The organism is Desulfurobacterium indicum (assembly GCF_001968985.1).
Lineage (GTDB): Bacteria > Aquificota > Aquificia > Desulfurobacteriales > Desulfurobacteriaceae > Desulfurobacterium_A > Desulfurobacterium_A indicum.
The window spans coordinates 1-17833 of record NZ_MOEN01000031.1; the positions used below are offsets into that span (position 1 = coordinate 1).

17 protein-coding genes are annotated in these 17833 nt (G+C 40.3%); 10 read left to right on the forward strand and 7 right to left on the reverse strand.

The window, feature by feature from the left end; genetic code table 11:
• On the reverse strand, positions 1-438 hold a 438-nt coding region (locus tag BLW93_RS07340; protein WP_245791970.1), incomplete at its 3' end, for a transposase.
• 124 nt (positions 439-562) lie between these two features.
• On the opposite strand from BLW93_RS07340, the gene dnaE reads away from it, so the two are divergent.
• From dnaE to BLW93_RS07375, 7 genes are all read left to right on the forward strand, one after another.
• Positions 563-4000, forward strand: a complete 3438-nt coding sequence (gene dnaE, locus BLW93_RS07345; RefSeq protein WP_076713436.1) for a DNA polymerase III subunit alpha — start codon at positions 563-565, stop codon at positions 3998-4000.
• A gap of 10 nt (positions 4001-4010) precedes the next feature.
• Positions 4011-4958 carry an acetyl-CoA carboxylase carboxyltransferase subunit alpha gene (locus tag BLW93_RS07350; RefSeq protein WP_076713437.1) on the forward strand — a complete coding sequence of 316 codons (948 nt, stop codon included), beginning with the start codon at positions 4011-4013 and terminating at the stop codon, positions 4956-4958.
• Positions 4959-5211: 253 nt separating this feature from the next.
• Positions 5212-5949, forward strand: a complete 738-nt coding sequence (gene rpsB, locus BLW93_RS07355; RefSeq protein WP_076713450.1) for a 30S ribosomal protein S2 — start codon at positions 5212-5214, stop codon at positions 5947-5949.
• 2 nt (positions 5950-5951) lie between these two features.
• Positions 5952-6548 carry a translation elongation factor Ts gene (tsf, locus tag BLW93_RS07360; protein ID WP_076713438.1) on the forward strand — a complete coding sequence of 199 codons (597 nt, stop codon included), beginning with the start codon at positions 5952-5954 and terminating at the stop codon, positions 6546-6548.
• Between the two features lie 38 nt (positions 6549-6586).
• Positions 6587-7312 carry a UMP kinase gene (gene pyrH / locus BLW93_RS07365; protein ID WP_076713439.1) on the forward strand — a complete coding sequence of 242 codons (726 nt, stop codon included), beginning with the start codon at positions 6587-6589 and terminating at the stop codon, positions 7310-7312.
• Complete coding sequence (gene frr / locus BLW93_RS07370) at positions 7309-7863, forward strand: ribosome recycling factor (RefSeq protein WP_076713440.1); 555 nt, start codon at positions 7309-7311, stop codon at positions 7861-7863. Before pyrH ends, frr begins: the two co-directional genes overlap by 4 nt.
• An 11-nt stretch (positions 7864-7874) precedes the next feature.
• Complete coding sequence (locus BLW93_RS07375) at positions 7875-8051, forward strand: ATP-binding protein (RefSeq protein WP_076713441.1); 177 nt, start codon at positions 7875-7877, stop codon at positions 8049-8051.
• A gap of 35 nt (positions 8052-8086) precedes the next feature.
• Here BLW93_RS07375 and BLW93_RS07380 read toward each other — a convergent pair whose 3' ends face one another.
• The 4 genes from BLW93_RS07380 to BLW93_RS07395 form a co-directional block, all read right to left on the reverse strand.
• Positions 8087-9265, reverse strand: a complete 1179-nt coding sequence (locus BLW93_RS07380; protein WP_076713442.1) for a HEAT repeat domain-containing protein — start codon at positions 9263-9265, stop codon at positions 8087-8089.
• A gap of 11 nt (positions 9266-9276) precedes the next feature.
• Positions 9277-9981 carry a hypothetical protein gene (locus BLW93_RS07385; RefSeq protein ID WP_076713443.1) on the reverse strand — a complete coding sequence of 235 codons (705 nt, stop codon included), beginning with the start codon at positions 9979-9981 and terminating at the stop codon, positions 9277-9279.
• Between the two features lie 114 nt (positions 9982-10095).
• On the reverse strand, positions 10096-11646 hold the full coding sequence (locus BLW93_RS07390; protein WP_076713444.1) for a multiheme c-type cytochrome: 1551 nt from the start codon (positions 11644-11646) through the stop codon (positions 10096-10098).
• Positions 11647-11667: 21 nt separating this feature from the next.
• Positions 11668-12201, reverse strand: a complete 534-nt coding sequence (locus tag BLW93_RS07395) for a cytochrome c3 family protein (RefSeq protein ID WP_076713445.1) — start codon at positions 12199-12201, stop codon at positions 11668-11670.
• 308 nt (positions 12202-12509) lie between these two features.
• On the opposite strand from BLW93_RS07395, the gene ileS reads away from it, so the two are divergent.
• On the forward strand, positions 12510-15317 hold the full coding sequence (ileS, locus tag BLW93_RS07400; RefSeq protein WP_076713446.1) for an isoleucine--tRNA ligase: 2808 nt from the start codon (positions 12510-12512) through the stop codon (positions 15315-15317).
• 36 nt (positions 15318-15353) lie between these two features.
• Complete coding sequence (radC, locus tag BLW93_RS07405) at positions 15354-16028, forward strand: RadC family protein (RefSeq protein ID WP_076713447.1); 675 nt, start codon at positions 15354-15356, stop codon at positions 16026-16028.
• Here radC and BLW93_RS07410 read toward each other — a convergent pair.
• Positions 16025-16693 (reverse strand): hypothetical protein, encoded by a 669-nt coding sequence (locus tag BLW93_RS07410; RefSeq protein WP_076713448.1) that lies wholly within the window; start codon positions 16691-16693, stop codon positions 16025-16027. The genes radC and BLW93_RS07410 overlap by 4 nt on opposite strands.
• Complete coding sequence (locus BLW93_RS07415; RefSeq protein WP_076713449.1) at positions 16690-17433, reverse strand: Sir2 family NAD-dependent protein deacetylase; 744 nt, start codon at positions 17431-17433, stop codon at positions 16690-16692. The genes BLW93_RS07410 and BLW93_RS07415 overlap by 4 nt, the downstream gene beginning before the upstream one ends.
• A 22-nt stretch (positions 17434-17455) precedes the next feature.
• Between BLW93_RS07415 and BLW93_RS07420 the strand changes: the two genes are divergently transcribed.
• On the forward strand, positions 17456-17833 hold a 378-nt coding region (locus tag BLW93_RS07420), incomplete at its 3' end, for a transposase (RefSeq protein WP_173790638.1).

Below are 17833 nucleotides of genomic sequence, written 5' to 3' on the forward strand. Positions count from 1 at the left end.
TATTTCCTCTAAGGTTACCTGCGATATTTTGCTTATGGTTGAGGGTGAGTATTTAAGTTCAAACACGCTTTCAAGAGCCTGGGCTACTGCTCTTGCACTCATACCAGAGGCAAACATCCCAAGTATTAAGTCTTCAAGATTGATATCTCTTCTTCTATAAGGTTCTATCAACTTTGTTCTGAATTTTCCCTCTCTATCTCTTGGAATTCTCAGATTTTCAAGCTTACCGATAACAGTATCTAAGTTTCTAACGTAAAAGCCGTTCTTTGTTCCTCCATGTTCTTTAAGAAACACTTCTCTTTCAGCCGTCATGATTGACTCTAAGGTTTGCTTTACCACTTCCTTAACTAGGTCTGGTAAAATCTTCTGTAGTTCCATTTTTGCCTCCTGGGGTTGGTATTTGTGGGGTGTTCCCCAGGAGGTTATCCCATTTCTCAAGCTTACACAAAATATCGTACACTACCAATTTTGATTGTGCTCTATATTTAGAAGGAAAAGATGCCTACCTAAAGGGAAAGTTATAATTTAAGTGAAAGATAGAAAAAGCGGAGGAGACATTTAAATGGTAGGCAAAGGCGATTTCGTTCATCTTCACCTTCACTCTCAGTACTCGATTCTCGACGGTGCCATAAAGATAAAAGAGATGGTAAAAAAGGCCAAAGAGCTTGGCATGCCCGCTGTTGCCGTTACAGACCACGGCAACATGTTCGCTTCTTTAGAACTTTACAACACATGTAAAGAAGAAGATATAAAACCGATAATCGGACAGGAATTTTACATAGCAAAAGGCTCCCGATTTGACAGAAAAGAAGCGGGAGAGAAAGGAAGTTACCACCTTGTTCTTCTTGCCAAAAACGAAACCGGCTTAAAAAACCTCATGAAGTTAAGCTCCATTGCCTTTATAGAAGGATTTTATTACAAGCCCCGCATAGACAAAGAAGTTCTTGAAAAGTACAGCGAAGGACTTATAGCAATGTCCGCCTGCATCCAGGGAGAAATACCACTCCTTTACCTCAAGGGACAGTACGAAGAAGCTGAAAAGGCGGCAAAGTGGTATAAAGACCTATTCGGTGAAGACTTCTACCTTGAGCTTCAAGACCACGGGATGAGAGAACAGAAAAAAGCCAACAGAGGCCTCATAGAGATAGCAAAAAAGTTAGACATAGAACTCGTAGCGACAAACGATGCCCACTACCTTAACAAAGAGGACTGGGAAGCCCATGATATTCTCCTCTGTATTCAAACAGGAAAAAAACTCAACGACGAAAAAAGAATGCGCTTTCCGACAAAAGAGTTTTACTTTAAAAATGGCGAAGAAATGTTCAAGATATTCAAAGAAGTTCCCGAAGCCATAACAAACACGCTTAAGATAGCGGAAAAGATAAACGTTGAAATAAAAAATGACGGCTATCATCTGCCAAAATACAAAGTTCCCGAAGGATACACCTACTCAAGTTACCTGAAAGAGCTTGCAGAAAAAGGCCTTGAAAGAAGATTTAAAGAACTTGGAATAAAAGATGGAGAAATCAAAAAACAGTATAGAGAAAGGCTCTACTACGAGCTTAAAATCATAGACAACATGGGATTTCCGGGATACTTTCTTATTGTTTGGGATTTTATCAACTGGGCAAAGAAAAACGACATACCTGTAGGACCGGGAAGAGGTTCGGCAGCAGGCTCACTTGTTGCCTACGCTATAGGAATAACAGACATAAACCCTTTAAGATTTAACCTTCTATTTGAAAGATTCCTCAACCCAGAAAGAGTAACAATGCCCGATATAGACGTTGACATCTGTCAGGACGGAAGAGACAGAGTTATCCAGTACGTAAGGGAAAAATACGGAAACGACAAAGTTTGCCAGATTATTACATTTGGAACACTGAAACCGAAAGGCGTCATAAGAGACGTGGGAAGAGTTCTTGACATTCCCTACGGAGAAGTTGACCGAATAGCAAAACTTATCCCTGATGACGCCAAAACAATTGAAGACGCAATAGAGAAAGCACCGGAGCTGAAGGAACTTATAGAGAGTAACGAACTTTATAAAAAGATGGCGAAAATCGCCTCAAAACTTCAGGGATTAACAAGGCAAACCGGCGTACACGCTGCCGGTGTCGTTATTACACCAGAAACACTGACAAACTTTATTCCTTTAGCAAGGAGTAAAGATGGAGACATAACCACCCAGTATGAAATGGGACAGGTTGAAAAGTTAGGTCTCCTTAAAATGGACTTTTTAGGACTAAAAACCCTTACTATTATTGATAAAACCATAAAACTTGTTGAAAAGACAAGAAACAAAAAGATTGACCTGAAAACACTTCCGCTCGACGATGAAAAGACATACAAACTGCTTCAGGAAGGAAACACCGTAGGCGTATTCCAGCTTGAATCACCGGGTATGAGAAACCTGATGAAACGGCTAAAACCAGAATCTATAGAAGACATCGTCGCTCTCGTTGCCCTTTACCGTCCAGGACCTCTCAACTCAGGAATGGCTGAAAACTACATTAGAAGAAAACACGGCCAGGAACCGGTCGATTACATTTTCCCGGAACTTGAACCTTACCTAAAAGAGACATACGGTCTCTTCATCTATCAAGAACAGATAATGCAGATAGCAAACGTTCTTGCCGGTTACTCACTTGGAGAAGCTGATCTCTTGCGCCGTGCAATGGGTAAAAAGAAGAAAGAGATAATGGAAGAGCAACGCTCCATATTTGTAAAACGTGCCGTTGAAAAAGGTTATCCAAAAGACAAAGTAGAAAAGCTGTTTGACGACATTGCAAAGTTTGCAGAATACGGATTTAACAAATCTCACTCCGCCGCTTACGGATACCTTGCCTACGTTACTGCATACCTGAAAGCCCATTACCCTCAGGAACTCATGGCAACAATGATGTCCATAGACTATGACAACGCCGATGAAATAGTCAAACTCATAAAAGATTGCAGGGAAAACAATATTGAAATACTGCCGCCTGACGTAAATAGAAGCGGCGCCAAGTTTACAATTGAAAATGGTGCAATACGGTTTGGGCTGGCAGGGATAAAAGGTGTTGGGGAAAAAGCTGCAGAAGCTATAGTGGAAGCAAGAGAAAGAGAAGGAGAGTTCTCAGACCTTTACGACTTTTGTGAAAAAGTGGACATGAGACAGGTAAACCGAAAAGTTCTTGAAGCACTTATAAAAGCGGGGGCTTTTGATTCTACAGGATATAACAGAGCAACACTCCTTGCAACACTTGAAAAAGCAATGGCAGCAGCTCAAAGCATTCAAAAAACAAAAAACAAAGGCCTTATGAGTTTGTTTGGAGACGAAACTTCAGTAATACGAAAAGAATACATCGAAACGGAGGAATGGCCTGAAAGGATAAAACTGGAATACGAAAGAGCAGCCATAGGATTCTATCTCTCAGGGCATCCCTTGTTAGAGTATCAAGCTCTTGTTCCCTTGCGTTTTGACACTTCATCACACAAAAGCGAATGGAAAGACGGCCAGGATGTAACCATAGCCGGTGCTATAACATTCGTAAAAACGAGAAGAACACAAAGAGGAGAAATGTGGGCAAACATTGAAATAACAGACCTCGAAGGTGTTCTCAACGTCCTTGTATTTCCAAACGTTTTCAAAGAATCAGCAGAACTCCTGACAGAAGGTAACGTCGTTATAGTGAAAGGAACAGTGAGAGAAGAAGAAGGAAGCATCTCTATAATAGCCAGAGAAATCGGACGCTTTGAAAGGAAACTTTCCGACGTTATAAATAGAATTGTCCTTAAAATTGATGATACAATCTTTTCCGAAGAATTTTTAGAACGGTTAAAAGAATTCTTAGAAACAAACAGCTCTCCTGATGGAAAACCGGTAGTAATTGAACTTGAAACAAACGGATACATAATACAACTGCAAACACATCCAGACTTTGCAATACCGGTAGATGTGGCTATTTTAAGAAGTCTTAAAAAGATGTTAGGAGAAGAAAGGATAAAAATCCTTTGAGAGGGACAGAATGGCAGTTTTGTTAGAATTTGAAAAGAAGGTAGAAAGACTTAGAAAGAAAATAGAAGAACTAAAAGAAAAAGGGAAGCACGACCCACAGGTGATTAGAGAGATAGAAGAAAAGTTCCAGAAAAAAATAGAGGAGTTCTACTCCAACCTTACTCCTTGGGACAAGGTGCTTTTAGCAAGACACCCTGATCGTCCCCACGCTATCGATTTTATAAACAACGTATTTGAAGAGTTTGTAGAACTTCACGGCGATAGACACTGCGGCGACGGAAAGGCAATTATTGCTGGATTTGCATATTTTAAAGGCATTCCTGTATGTGTCATAGCCCAGGAAAAGGGAAGAGATACAAAAGATAAGATAACAAGAAATTTCGGTATGCCAACACCTGAAGATTACAGAAAAGCATTGAGAGTCATGAAGCTTGCAGAAAAATTCGGCAAGCCGATTATTACACTGGTTGACACACCCGGAGCATTTCCTGGAATCGAAGCAGAAGAACACGGACAATCAGAAGCCATAGCAAAAAACCTTCTTGAAATGTCAAAGATGAAAGTTCCCATTATAAGTGTCATAATTGGTGAAGGAGGAAGCGGTGGCGCCTTAGCCATAAGTGTCGCCAACAGACTACTTATGTATGAAAATGCTGTCTATTCTGTAATATCACCGGAAGGATGCGCTGCGATACTCTGGCAATCTCAGGACAAGGTAAAAGAAGCGGCAGAAGCCCTCAAATTAACGTCAAAATACTTGAAAGAGCTCGGCATAATTGACGATATAATACCTGAACCTCTGGAAGGTGCTCATAAAGACTACAAATTTACCTTCAAAAAATTCGAAGAATACGTAGAAAAGCACCTTAAAGAACTGCTGAAAATGTCTCCAGAAGAACTTAAAGAAGACAGATACAGAAAATTCAGAAAAATTGGAAGCTATCAGAGTCAAGAGTAATTCTATTGACTGTATAGTGAAATTCCAATATATTACCAACGACAACTCACCTTCCCCGATTCGGAGAGGGGTGCCCTTAAAGGGTTCTCTCCGAAGATGACGGGATGGGAGGCAAAACCAAACCCCAGGAGGAAAGATGTCAGAAGAAATCAGGAAAGAAGAAACACAAGAGCAAAAAGTAGCAACAACAGAGCAGCAGGAAGAAACAAAAGAAGAAACATTCAAGCCAAGGCCAAAAGGCTCAAGAATCACAATGAAAGAACTTCTTGAAGCCGGGGTTCACTTCGGTCACCAGAAAGAGAGATGGAACCCCAAAATGAAAAGGTTCATCTTCACGGAGAGAAACGGTATCCACATCATTGACCTTCAAAAAACTCTCAAGTATTTCGATGAAACTTACGACTATGTTGCTAACTTAGTGGCAAACGGCGGAACAATTCTTTTTGTCTGCACAAAAAAACAGGGACAGGACATCGTAAAAGAAGAAGCCGAAAGATGCGGTATGTTTTACATCAACAAGAGATGGCTCGGTGGAATAATCACAAACTTCGAAACTATCAAAAAGAGCATTTTCAAACTCAAAATGCTCAAGAAGATGGAAGAAGAAGGCATTTTTGAAAAGCTCCCCAAAAAAGAAGCTATGAAGCTTAAAAGAAAAAAAGAGAAGCTTGAGAAGTACATTGGCGGAATTGAAAACATGAAAAGAATTCCTGACGCCCTATTTATTGTTGACGTAGTAAGAGAAGAAAATGCCGTTACAGAAGCAAGAAAGGCAGGCGTTCCGATAGTTGCCCTCGTTGATACAAATGCCGACCCTGACCTTATTGATTACCCAATTCCTGCAAACGACGACGCTATCAGGGCAATAAGACTTCTCACATCAAGAATCGCAGACGCCGTTCTTGAAGGAAAAATGAGAAAAGATGCAATAAAACTTGCTGAAGGTGAAGAAGTAGAAGAGGAAGTTGAATTTATTCCAGAGGAGGAATAATAATGGCTAAAATAACAACACAAATGATAAAAGAACTCCGAGAAAAGACAGGTGCAGGTATCGTTGATTGTAAAAAAGCCCTTCAGGAAGCTGAAGGCAACATGGAAAAGGCCATTGAAATTCTCAGAAAGAAAGGGGCTGCTAAAGCTGCCAAAAAAGCTGACAGAGCAACCGCCGAAGGAATTATAGTTTCTTACATCCACGCAGGTGGTAAAGTTGGTACTTTAGTTGAAATTAACTGCGAAACAGACTTCGTGGCAAGAACAGAAGACTTCAAAGCCTTAGGTCACGAAATAGCCATGCAGGTTGCTGCAATGAATCCTAAATACGTAAGCAGAGAAGAGGTTCCTGCAGAAGTTATCGAAAAAGAGAAAGAAATTCTCAAAGAACAGGCTCTTGCAGAAGGAAAGCCTGAACACATCGTTGAGAAAATCGTTGAAGGAAGACTCAACAAATTCTACTCAGAAAACTGCCTCCTTGACCAGCCATGGATCAAAGATGACAGCAAAACAATCGGAGACCTTGTTAAAGAATATATCACAAAACTCGGTGAAAACATTAAAGTTAAAAGATTCTGCAGATTCGGAGTAGGGGAATAATCCCCCCTCTCCTTTAACCTTCTTCAAGGAAAAGAACAATGGAAGACATAAAATACAATAGGATTCTCCTGAAACTCAGCGGTGAAGCTCTACAGGGAAACCACTCCTACGGTATAGATCCAGAATTTCTAAGTTCCCTTGCAGAAGAGATAAAAAAAGTTGCCGATTTAAATGTCCAGCTCGCCATTGTAATCGGCGGAGGCAACATCTTCAGAGGTGTAAAAGGTGCAACGCAAGGAATGGACAGAGCAACGGCAGATTATATGGGAATGCTTGCGACGGTTATGAACGCTCTTGCACTTCAAGATGCCCTTGAGAAAAAAGGGCTCAAAACACGCGTTCTCTCAGCAATTGAAATGAGAGAAATAGCAGAACCTTACATCAGAAGAAGAGCAATTAGACATCTTGAAAAAGGAAGGGTGGTCATATTCGCCGCAGGCACGGGAAATCCGTTCTTTACAACCGACACTGCAGCAGCACTTCGCGCAGCAGAAATAAACGCCGACATCCTGCTTAAAGCAACAAAAGTTGATGGCGTCTATACGGCAGATCCTATGAAAGATAAGAATGCTGTAAAACTTGACAAAATATCATATAAAGATGTTATAGTAAAAGGTATAAAAGTGATGGATTCCGCTGCGGTATCACTCTGCATGGAAAACGGAATACCGATAGTTGTATTTGATGTTCGAAAACCTGGAAACCTTGAAAAGGTGGTAAAAGGTGAAAATGTAGGTTCAGTCGTAGAAGGGGAGGCACTATGAGCGACATTATAAAAGATGCTGACAAACGAATGAAAAAAAGCGTTGACGTTTTGAAATCGGAATTCGCAGGACTCAGAACAGGCAGAGCCTCAACTGTTCTAGTTGAAGACATAAAGGTTGATTACTATGGAACAATGACACCTATAAAACAGCTCGCCCAGATTTCTGTTCCGGAAGCAACACAGATAGCCATTCAACCATGGGATATTTCAGTTGTTCCCAACATTGAAAAAGCTATAAGAAACTCCGATTTGGGCGTAATGCCTCAAACAGACGGAAATGTGATAAGAATAAACCTTCCTCCTCTTACCGAAGAGAGAAGAAGAGAACTTGTCAAAAAAGCCGGAAAGATGGCTGAGCAGGCGAGAATAGCCATCAGAAACATTCGCCACGAACTTATGAAAGAACTTGACAGGATGAAGAAAGAGGGCGGCGTGTCAGAAGACGAAATTAAAAGGCTTAAAGATGAACTCCAGAAAGTTACCGATAAATATGTAAAGCAGATTGATGAACTCCTCAAGAAAAAAGAGGAGGAAATTCTCACAGTTTAAGGGAGGTGAAAATGGCTCACGTAATTGACCAAGAAGGATGCATCGGATGCGGCGCTTGCGCTTCTGTATGTCCTACAAACGCTATTCACCCAACAGATGATGGTAAGTACACTATTTCTGCAGAAGATTGTATCGACTGCGGCGCTTGCGTTGAAGTGTGCCCAACAGATTGCATCAGTGCTGAATAATAGCCTGAAAGCAGGGGGGTTCTCCCCCCTTTCTTTTAACTTTCAGCTTTAACTATCACCTTATACAAGCTATCCTTTACATCGTCCAGTATCTCATTACCATAAATCTTTTTAATGGCCGGAAGATTCTTTTTCAAAACAGATTTATCAAACATCAAAAGCATCTTCGCAGCCTGAAGCCTTAAAGAATCATCGTTGTTAAAATCCGATACTATTCCGAGCAGATATTTCACACCTTCCGGACAACTCAATTTCCCCTCTGCCCAAAGAGCAGCACTTCTTACCGATTCATCTGAAGAAAAAAGAAAATCCTTAATAAGAGAACAATACTTCTTGTTTCCTGAGTTTCCTATATAAGTCAAAGCAGAAGTCAGAACAACCGTATCATTATCCTTCAAAAATGGCTTCAAAAGTTCTGATGATACCGCTTTATTTTTGACAAAAGGAAGTCTTAGAGCAAGTCTTCTCTTTATATCTTCATCAGAAACTGCCGATAAGAACATATCCTTGTCAGGATTATTATCGTAAGTAAGAACAACTTCAAGAGCCTTCGATTTTACCTTAGGTTCTATCCAAGTATCAAGACCGCTCTCTATTTTTTTCAAAACAGCCTTTGAAGGACGATGTGTTAAGTAGTAAGAAAGTGCAAGATATCTAACCTGTGGATCGGTAGCGTCAAGATACTTATATACTTCTTTAACATTGTCTTTCCTGAAAGAAAGAGCAAAGAGGGCAGCCTTTACTTCAGAACTATTTCCCTTTTTAAGGACTTTTTCCAATTCTTTGCTACAAACATCGTATTTTGCAAGCCCTTTAATAGCCGCAATCTTTAAATCATCAGAATAACTACCTTTTAAAACTTGACAGAAGAGGTCACCAGCCCTTATGTCAGAAAAAGAAAAGAGAGAAATTAAAATAGCCTTTTTAACATCCTCCACATTCTCTTTTTTAAAAGCTTTAATCAAACAGTTAAAAGCTTTAGTATTGTTTCCGTAATAACCAAGACCCTCCGCTGCGGCTTTCCTGACCTTTTCACTTCCGTCATTTAAGAGAATACGGCAAAACCGTTCAACATAAATAGGATTTTTAGTCCGCGACAGATAAAAAACTGCCAGAACCCTATCCTGAGGATCCTTTGCATTCAGGTTAAACGGAGCAGCCAGAGCCGACGTTCCAATCATTAAAGCAGATAAAACAGTAATTATCTTCCTCATATGCATCTCCATTATTTATCTAACTCTTTATCAAGCTTTTCAAGTAACTTCTCATTTAACTTAACACCGTATTTTTTCCACAAAGACACTGCAAACTCCTGAGCTACACGGGCTCTCTTCTCCTGTCTTATAAGCTTAACAAGCTCAACTTTAGAAATAACTTTCATTTTAGGATGATTGGGATCCTTTTTAAATCCATATTCCCCTTTATGAGCTTCCATGAAATTACTTATATCATCTGAAGTTATCTTCAAATAATCGGCAAGCTCCATATTAAGGTAAGCTTTTTTCAAATATCTAATATAAGTAGCTTTTTTTAATTTCTTCTTTAACTTTTCTGCTTCTTCTCTTTTGATTTTTTTAGCCTTCAAGAGCCCGCTGACATAACTATCTATCTCTTTATACTCATTTTCTATATCTTTTTTATACCTCTTAAAATAGGAGGTTTTTTCAACTCCACTCTTCTCGGCTTCATGTGTAAGAATTTTTTCAAAAGTCAAATCTTTAGTAGCTTCTATAAGGTCCGCCAGAGTAAAATACCAATTACCCTTTCCAACAGCAGCCAACTTCTGCTGTTTATACTGCTTATAGTAACTTTTAATCTCAGGAACTGTCACGCACAGATTATCAACCTTTGTCGTAGCAACGCATTCGGCAGCATAAACATTTCCGAAAAGAATAAAAACAGAAAAGAAGATTGATAACAAAACTCCCATAGAATACCTCCATTTAAAAATGCGGGCAAAGCCCGCATCTAAATTTACCCTACTCAAGTATTACAAAACCGCAGACGAAGATTAAACAAACGGGTGAGATTCCCGCCCGTTAAATTAATCGATATGATGTGACTCTTTATAAGCCTTGAGTTTCTCCTCGTAGCTCTTAATCCAGGGCACATACTTGCTTACATAGTCTGCACCAAGCCTTGGCGTTACACTATCTTCAAGCCACTCAACAAGTTCAGTTGATGCTTTAAATACACCGTCCCACCAGATATAACCCGGAGCGTAATGGAACATTGCAATCTCCGTAGGTCTAACAGCCATTGCACCGATATTTCTAACAATCTTTCTATCAATAGGCGTAGCAAGTCCTTCCTGTTCAAGTTTCTTCTCAACATCAAACGCAATTCTTCTCAAGCTGTCAAGGAATCCGATGGAAAGGTCTCCACCAACAAAGCAGTTTGCAGCCCACTGCTTTGTATGACACTGAGTGCAAACGGCAAACGCCCTCTTCCTGTTCTCAAGACCGTCAGTAGGATATTTAACAGACGGAAGAGCTGGATGAGGTTTGCCATGTTTCCTTACAAATACAAGCCTCCACATACCAAGCTTCCACTTACAGATAGATGCCGGGTTATGAGTCGGAGCGTAAATCATTTTATCGCCTTTAAAGACAGCACCCATGTGACAGCTATCGCAAGTCGGAGCAAAGTAGTCAACGCCGGCCTTCAGAATAGGCTTATCAAGATTCCACTCGTTAAACTGTGAAAGGAACATTGCACCATGCATGGACTTTCCAAACATCTCATAGTTTGGATGGTCTTCAGATTCGTGACATCTACCACAAGCACCGATACCTGCCCTAACAATTTTTAACCTGAAGCTGTGAAACGGGTGACATGCGGCGCAGTTTCCAATACTTCCGTCAGGGTTAATGGTTCCAGCACCCTGCATAGGCCATGTTCTAAAGTCAAAGACCACCCTGTCTTTTGTTTTCTTAACTATAGTGATCTTAGTACCATGACATGAGTAACAGCCCCAGTTAGCAAAGATTTTAACAACTGCTCCAGCTTCAGGTGCAGGCGATTGAAGCTCTTTAGGAACTCCAGCATAAATCCATACAGGATCGTTAACAATATCTTTCCAGGTTGATTCACCGTAAGTGTTCTGATGAGGAATTTTTCTGGTAGCTTTCCAGCCAAGAGCTTTAAGAACTATAACGGCAAAGTTTCCACCTGCTTTTGCCTCTGCTTTCTGAGCAATCAAACCAGAATGGGCATGAATAGAAGCCGTATATTCTTTAACAATCTTCGGGTGACACTTTGCACAGCTTTTTGGCGTAACAAGAGTAGAAATTATAAAGCCATGGTGTTCGTAAGCTGCCGGATTGCTTTTATCAGACTTATGACACTCGTAACAACCTACTTTAAACTTATAGTGAGCGGACCTTTTCCAGTCATTTACAACAAATTGCGTCTTTTTAATATGGCACTCTATACAGGCCCGACTTTCTTTGGAAAATCCTTCTTTCGTAGAAGTGTAAAACATTCCATCAACATCGGCTTTTTCTATTGCTGCATGTGACGGAATAGCAAAAACAGATGATGAAAGACAGAGTCCTATTCCAAAAAGCATCGCCGCTTTAATAAGACTTCTCATCATTACCTCCCTCGCCTCTAATTACTTTTCTGCCATCATACCTTTTGAAAGCATTGCTTCGAGTTTTTCTCTGAAATAATCACCGTGCCCTACACCGTGGTGACAATCAATACAGGTTTTATCCGTTTCACCTTTCTTATATTTTTCATGCATAATGTTGTCTGAAATAACCTTATGACACCCTTTACATGAAGACTCATAGGTATAGCGGTTTCTTTCATCAAGGTTTTTAACCCAATCAAACTTTTCTGGTCCTCTAATATGTCCGATAACATCCCTAACTGCTGCTTTTGTTTTAACAAACAGATAGGTAGCTACATTGGCGTTATGAGGCATATGACAATCTACACATGAAGCCTTGCATGCCCCGGCAGAACCGCTGAGTGGCCCGTGAGCATTCTTTTCCCACGTATCGTAAACAAACTTCATTTCGTGGCAGGAGGCACAAAACTCTGAAGTAGAAGAGTATTTAACTCCCTGCGCCACCAACAGAGAGATAAAAAGTCCTAAAACAAGCCCCCCTGCACAGATGAGAAATGGTTTTTTAGTAGACATTTAATCCCCCTTCGTGCAGGTTCTTAAAAAACCTTATTCTGATTTTTTTAGAAACACCTCAGGTAAAACCAGAACTACGCATAATTCCCTCCCTTATCTGTTTATTTATCTTTACCAATTATAAATTTACCGCATCATAATCTCACCGTCAAGTGGTGAAAAGAAAATTACAAATTAATAAAATTATTGATAACTTCTATCAACTGATTTTCAGAATCATCAAAGAATGGTTGTATCTTTAACCGACCACTAAAACAAAGTAGTATAATTATTGGCTACTGAAAGTTTATAGAGGCGGAGGACTTAAAATGTCAGAAGAGAAGAGAGATTACAAAGAGACATTGAATCTTCCAAAAACATCGTTTCCCATGAGAGGCAATTTACCCAAAAAGGAAAAAGAGATACTCGAAAAGTGGGAAGAGATAGACTTATACAGAAAGGTTCTGGAAAAGAAAGATAAAAGTAAAAAGTACGTCCTCCACGACGGACCACCATACGCGAACGGACACATTCACATAGGTCATGCTCTAAATAAGGTTTTAAAAGACATCATCGTAAAATCAAGAGCTATGGCAGGATACTTTACACCTTACGTTCCGGGGTGGGACTGCCACGGCCTACCTATTGAAAGAGCTGTGTTTCAGAAGCTTAAAAAGAGAAAAGATGAAGTTGATCCGGTAGAAGTAAGGAAAAAGTGCCGGGAATATGCTGAAAACTGGATAAAGATTCAAAAAGAAGAGTTTATCAGACTCGGCGTTATGGGAGACTGGAAAAATCCATACATAACGATGAAACCACGTTATCAGGCAGACATTTTAAGAGAACTTGCCAAATTCTACGGCAAAGGGCTCGTTTACAGGGCTAAAAAGCCGGTTTACTGGTGTCCCAACTGCACAACCGCCCTTGCAGAGGCAGAAATCGAATATAAAGACGAAACATCAAAATCCATCTACGTAAAGTTTGAGATAAAAGATAAAAACTTCCCGGAAAAGAGCTATTTCGTAATATGGACAACAACACCCTGGACTCTACCTGCAAACGTTGCCGTCATCCTCCATCCAGAACTTGAATATCAACTGCTAAAAGATGAAGAAACAGGAGAACACTACATAATAACAACCACTTTAGTCAAAGAATTTGAAGAGAAAACAAAAAAGAAACTAACACCTGTAAAAACATTTAAAGGCAAAGAGCTTGAAAAAGTAAAATACCAACATCCATTCGTAGACAGAGAAGGATTCGCAATACTGGCAGATTTCGTCTCCGACGAAACGGGAACCGGTGTGGTTCATAGTGCACCCGGCCACGGTGAGGAGGACTACATAGCGGCAAAAGGTTATGACCTTCCAGTACTTGCACCTGTTGATGACTACGGTCGATTTACGGAAGAAGCACCGGAATGGCTACAGGGCATGAAGATATGGAAGGCCAACGACATCATCATCGAAAGATTAAAAGAAATCGGACACCTTATGCTTGTTGAAGAGATAAACCACTCATATCCTCACTGCTGGCGGTGTAAAAAACCTGTAATCTTCAGGGCAACACCTCAGTGGTTTATCGCCCTCGATAAAGGTAAACCCACACTTAGAGAAACAGCTCTTTCAGAGATTAAAAAGGTTAAGTGGATTCCTGAATGGGGAGAGATAAGAATCAGCAACATGGTTGAGCAAAGACCCGATTGGTGTATTTCAAGGCAGAGAATATGGGGCGTCCCGATTGTTGCGTTTTACTGTAAAAACTGCGGCAAGCTCATAGCAACAAAGGAAATTGCAGACTATGTCGCAGATATCTTTGAAAGAGAAAGTGCAGACGCCTGGTATGAAAAAGAAGCCAGAGAGCTACTACCGGAAGGTTTCTCCTGTCCTGAGTGTGGCGGAACGGAATTTAAGAAAGAGATGGATATTCTTGATGTATGGTTTGATTCAGGAAGCTCCCACGCTGCCGTTCTTGAAAGGAGAGAAGAGCTTTCCTGGCCTGCAGACATGTATCTTGAAGGTTCCGATCAGCACAGAGGCTGGTTCCAGGCAAGTCTCCTTGAATCCTGTGGAACAAGGGGAAAAGCTCCATATAAATCGGTTCTAACACACGGTTTCACCCTTGACCAACAGGGAAGGAAAATGAGCAAATCCCTCGGGAACGTTATTCCACCTCAGGACGTCATAAAACAGTTCGGCGCTGACATCCTTAGACTCTGGGTATCAAGTGAAAACTTTACAGAAGACGTAAGAATCTCAAACGAAATCCTTAAACAAATAGCTGATGTTTACAGAAAGATAAGGAACACAATGAGATTTATACTCGGGAACTTGAGCGACTTTGATCCCGAAAAAGACACTGTCCCATTCAGCGAAATGGAAGAGATAGATAGATGGGCACTTACAAGGTTTTCCGGTCTTAAAAAAGAGATCATCAAACATTACGAAGACTTTAAATTTAACAGAATATATCGCTTAGTATATAACTACTGTGCAACAGAACTCAGCGCAACATATCTTGACATTCTTAAAGATACACTTTACTGCGAACTTCCCGATTCTAAAAAGAGGAGAAGCGCACAAACCGCAATTTACATAATCATAAGAGAACTCACAAAACTTCTCGCACCCATACTATCCTTTACGATGGAAGAAGTCTATTCTCATATCCCAGGAAAGAAAGAAGAATCGGTATTCATCGAAGAGTTCAAAGGCGAAATCCCGGAAGAGAAAAAACTCCTTCCCGTTTGGGAAAAACTTATAAAGGTGAAAAGTCTCGTAAATAAAGCTACAGAAACGGCAAGAGCTGAAAAGTTAATCGGCCATTCCCTTGAAGCTGCAGTAACAGTCTATGCAGACGGTGACCTTTACCAGCTCCTTAAAAAATACGAAAAAGAACTGCCTTACATTTTCATAACATCAAAGGCAACTGTTAAACCGATTGAAGAAGCACCAGAAACAGCCATAGAAGATGCTGAAATAATAAAAAGAGCAAAGGTCAGCCTAAATAAAGCATCTGGTAAAAAGTGTGAAAGATGCTGGATGTACTCAGAAGATGTTGGAAAAGATCCAGAATATCCGGATGTATGCCCCAGGTGTGCAACAGTTCTAAGAGAATTAGATAAAGGGGAAGAGTAATCTCTCCCCTTCCCTAACCATCTATCGGGAGAACCATTGAGTTTTTACAGGATAAAAGATCTTCCTGAATCTGATCGTCCAAGAGAAAAGCTCCTTAAATTGGGTGCCGAAAACCTGACAGATGCTGAAATAATTGCCATACTTCTTAGAACAGGTATTAAAGGGAAAAACGTAATAGACCTTGCAAGAGAGATTCTAATACACTTTAAAGGAATAGAGGGACTTTCTGAAGCATCCATAAACGAACTTTCCCACTTTAAAGGTCTCGGAAAAACAAAAGCAATAACGCTAAAAGCCGCAATTGAAGTCGGAAGAAGGGCGGGCAAAACGAAAGAGAAGAGGAAGATAGATTCACCGGAAGCCGTTGCCACCCTCCTTGACCACTTAAAATATGAAAAAGTTGAAATATTCGGCACAGTAACACTGAACATTAAGGGAGAATTAATAAATATCCACAACATTACAAAGGGCGGAGCAAACTTCTCTCACATATCTCCAAAAGAAGTATTCCATCCAGCAATAAAAGATTTAGCTGTTGCCGTAATATTTTTTCACAACCATCCATCAGGAGAACCTGCTCCGTCTAAAGAAGATATCTACATAACGGAAAAACTGACAAAGGCGGCAAAGCTCCTTGATATTGAAGTTCTGGATCACATAATAATCGGAAGAGAAAGCTTTTTCAGTTTCAAGGAAAACAATCTGCTTTAAATCAGATCTTTTCTTCCTGCTACAAGCAAATTCCTATAACCGTAAGCTTTAAACAGTTCTCTTATATATTTGGTTGCAAAATTACCGTCAAGTCCAGTGCAAAAGGCAAATGTCTGCTGCCCGCACTCCTCCACGACATCGTTTAAAAACTTGAGCTTTCTGCCTTTCTTGGTCCTTTTATAAAGGGGATCCCTCCACTGCCTTACCATGTTGGCTTTACATTCGTGAATCTCCAGCCCTTTGGGCCCAGAAAAAGCAACATCTACCTCTTTGTCAGAAATCTTCATCATTCCCTTGTAAAGCCTGCACTGATTAAATCGCCTCACCCTGCCTTTGAGGCAAACAGGCCCGTTCTTTGAAAGCACCGCTTCCAGAAAATTTCCCCTCTGCGAGTCAGTTCTCCTAAGAAAAAAAGATTTTAGAATGGACAGTAACTCTACAGCTGCGGCAAAGGAGAAAATACCGAGCTCGTAACACTCTCTGACTGCATGGAAAACTCTTTCAGCAGTCACCCTATCAGAATCTGTAGGCCTGTAAGTATTAATAAGAGCAAAAACAAAAGGTTTAACCTCAGGATACCTTTTCATAAAACGAAAAAGTTCCTTCATCTCGTCGGAAATGAGCAATTTCAAACTTTTTCCTTTTCTACACGAACACTTTTTCATAGATTTTTAACCTCCTTGAAAATAGCGGGCAAAACCCTGGCAGCAGAACCTCTAAAAACAAAATCACACTGTTTTGAAAGGGAAGTTTCCTCAGGATTAACTTCAACCAAAACAGCACCAGATTCCTTCGCAACTATTGGAAGTGCAGCTGCAGGCTGAACAAGAGCAGAAGTACCAACAGAGAAAAAAACGTCCGAACCTTTAGACACAGAAAAGGCTTGAGACAAAACGTCTTCGGGAAGAGCTTCCCCAAACCATACAACCCCCGGACCTAGAATCTCTCTGCAGACAGGACAAATAGGTAAGTCTCTTTCAGTAAACCCTTCCAGAATCTTTTCTTTGAAATCAACATCGGAAAGTCCTTTTAAAAACTCCTTATCTACATAAGGGAAAATGTTAGCAAACTCTTTTTCTGTAAATACCGCACCGCAAAATTTACATTTCCCCTCAAAGATATTGCCGTGAAGCTCTAAAAAGTTTTTCGAACCTGCCTCTCTGTGCAAGCCATCAACATTTTGAGTAATAACTACAACCCTATCTTTTAAAAAGTTCTCAAAATTTACAATTGCAATATGGCCGGGATTCGGGATTGCATTTGCTATTAACCACATACGGTAAAGATACCAATTCCACACCTTTAAAGGATCATTTAAAAAAGCATCAAGTGTGGCAAGCTGGTAGTGTACGATATTTTGTGTAAGCTTGAGAAATGGGATAACCTCCTGGGGAACACCCCACAAATACCAACCCCAGGAGGCAAAAATGGAACTACAGAAGATTTTACCAGACCTAGTTAAGGAAGTGGTAAAGCAAACCTTAGAGTCAATCATGACGGCTGAAAGAGAAGTGTTTCTTAAAGAACATGGAGGAACAAAGAACGGCTTTTACGTTAGAAACTTAGATACTGTTATCGGTAAGCTTGAAAATCTGAGAATTCCAAGAGATAGAGAGGGAAAATTCAGAACAAAGTTGATAGAACCTTATAGAAGAAGAGATATCAATCTTGAAGACTTAATACTTGGGATGTTTGCCTCTGGTATGAGTGCAAGAGCAGTAGCCCAGGCTCTTGAAAGCGTGTTTGAACTTAAATACTCACCCTCAACCATAAGCAAAATATCGCAGGTAACCTTAGAGGAAATA

Bases quoted from the DNA above. Each gene is read 5' to 3' on its own strand.
- BLW93_RS07375 (WP_076713441.1), top strand. From the start codon at position 7,875: ATGGCTCACGTAATTGACCAAGAAGGATGCATCGGATGCGGCGCTTGC.
- pyrH (WP_076713439.1), top strand. From the start codon at position 6,587: ATGGAAGACATAAAATACAATAGGATTCTCCTGAAACTCAGCGGTGAA.
- dnaE (WP_076713436.1), top strand. From the start codon at position 563: ATGGTAGGCAAAGGCGATTTCGTTCATCTTCACCTTCACTCTCAGTAC.
- ileS (WP_076713446.1), top strand. From the start codon at position 12,510: ATGTCAGAAGAGAAGAGAGATTACAAAGAGACATTGAATCTTCCAAAA.
- tsf (WP_076713438.1), top strand. From the start codon at position 5,952: ATGGCTAAAATAACAACACAAATGATAAAAGAACTCCGAGAAAAGACA.
- BLW93_RS07380 (WP_076713442.1), bottom strand. From the start codon at position 9,265: ATGAGGAAGATAATTACTGTTTTATCTGCTTTAATGATTGGAACGTCG.
- BLW93_RS07410 (WP_076713448.1), bottom strand. From the start codon at position 16,693: ATGAAAAAGTGTTCGTGTAGAAAAGGAAAAAGTTTGAAATTGCTCATT.
- BLW93_RS07395 (WP_076713445.1), bottom strand. From the start codon at position 12,201: ATGTCTACTAAAAAACCATTTCTCATCTGTGCAGGGGGGCTTGTTTTA.
- BLW93_RS07350 (WP_076713437.1), top strand. From the start codon at position 4,011: ATGGCAGTTTTGTTAGAATTTGAAAAGAAGGTAGAAAGACTTAGAAAG.
- rpsB (WP_076713450.1), top strand. From the start codon at position 5,212: ATGAAAGAACTTCTTGAAGCCGGGGTTCACTTCGGTCACCAGAAAGAG.
- frr (WP_076713440.1), top strand. From the start codon at position 7,309: ATGAGCGACATTATAAAAGATGCTGACAAACGAATGAAAAAAAGCGTT.
- BLW93_RS07390 (WP_076713444.1), bottom strand. From the start codon at position 11,646: ATGAGAAGTCTTATTAAAGCGGCGATGCTTTTTGGAATAGGACTCTGT.
- BLW93_RS07385 (WP_076713443.1), bottom strand. From the start codon at position 9,981: ATGGGAGTTTTGTTATCAATCTTCTTTTCTGTTTTTATTCTTTTCGGA.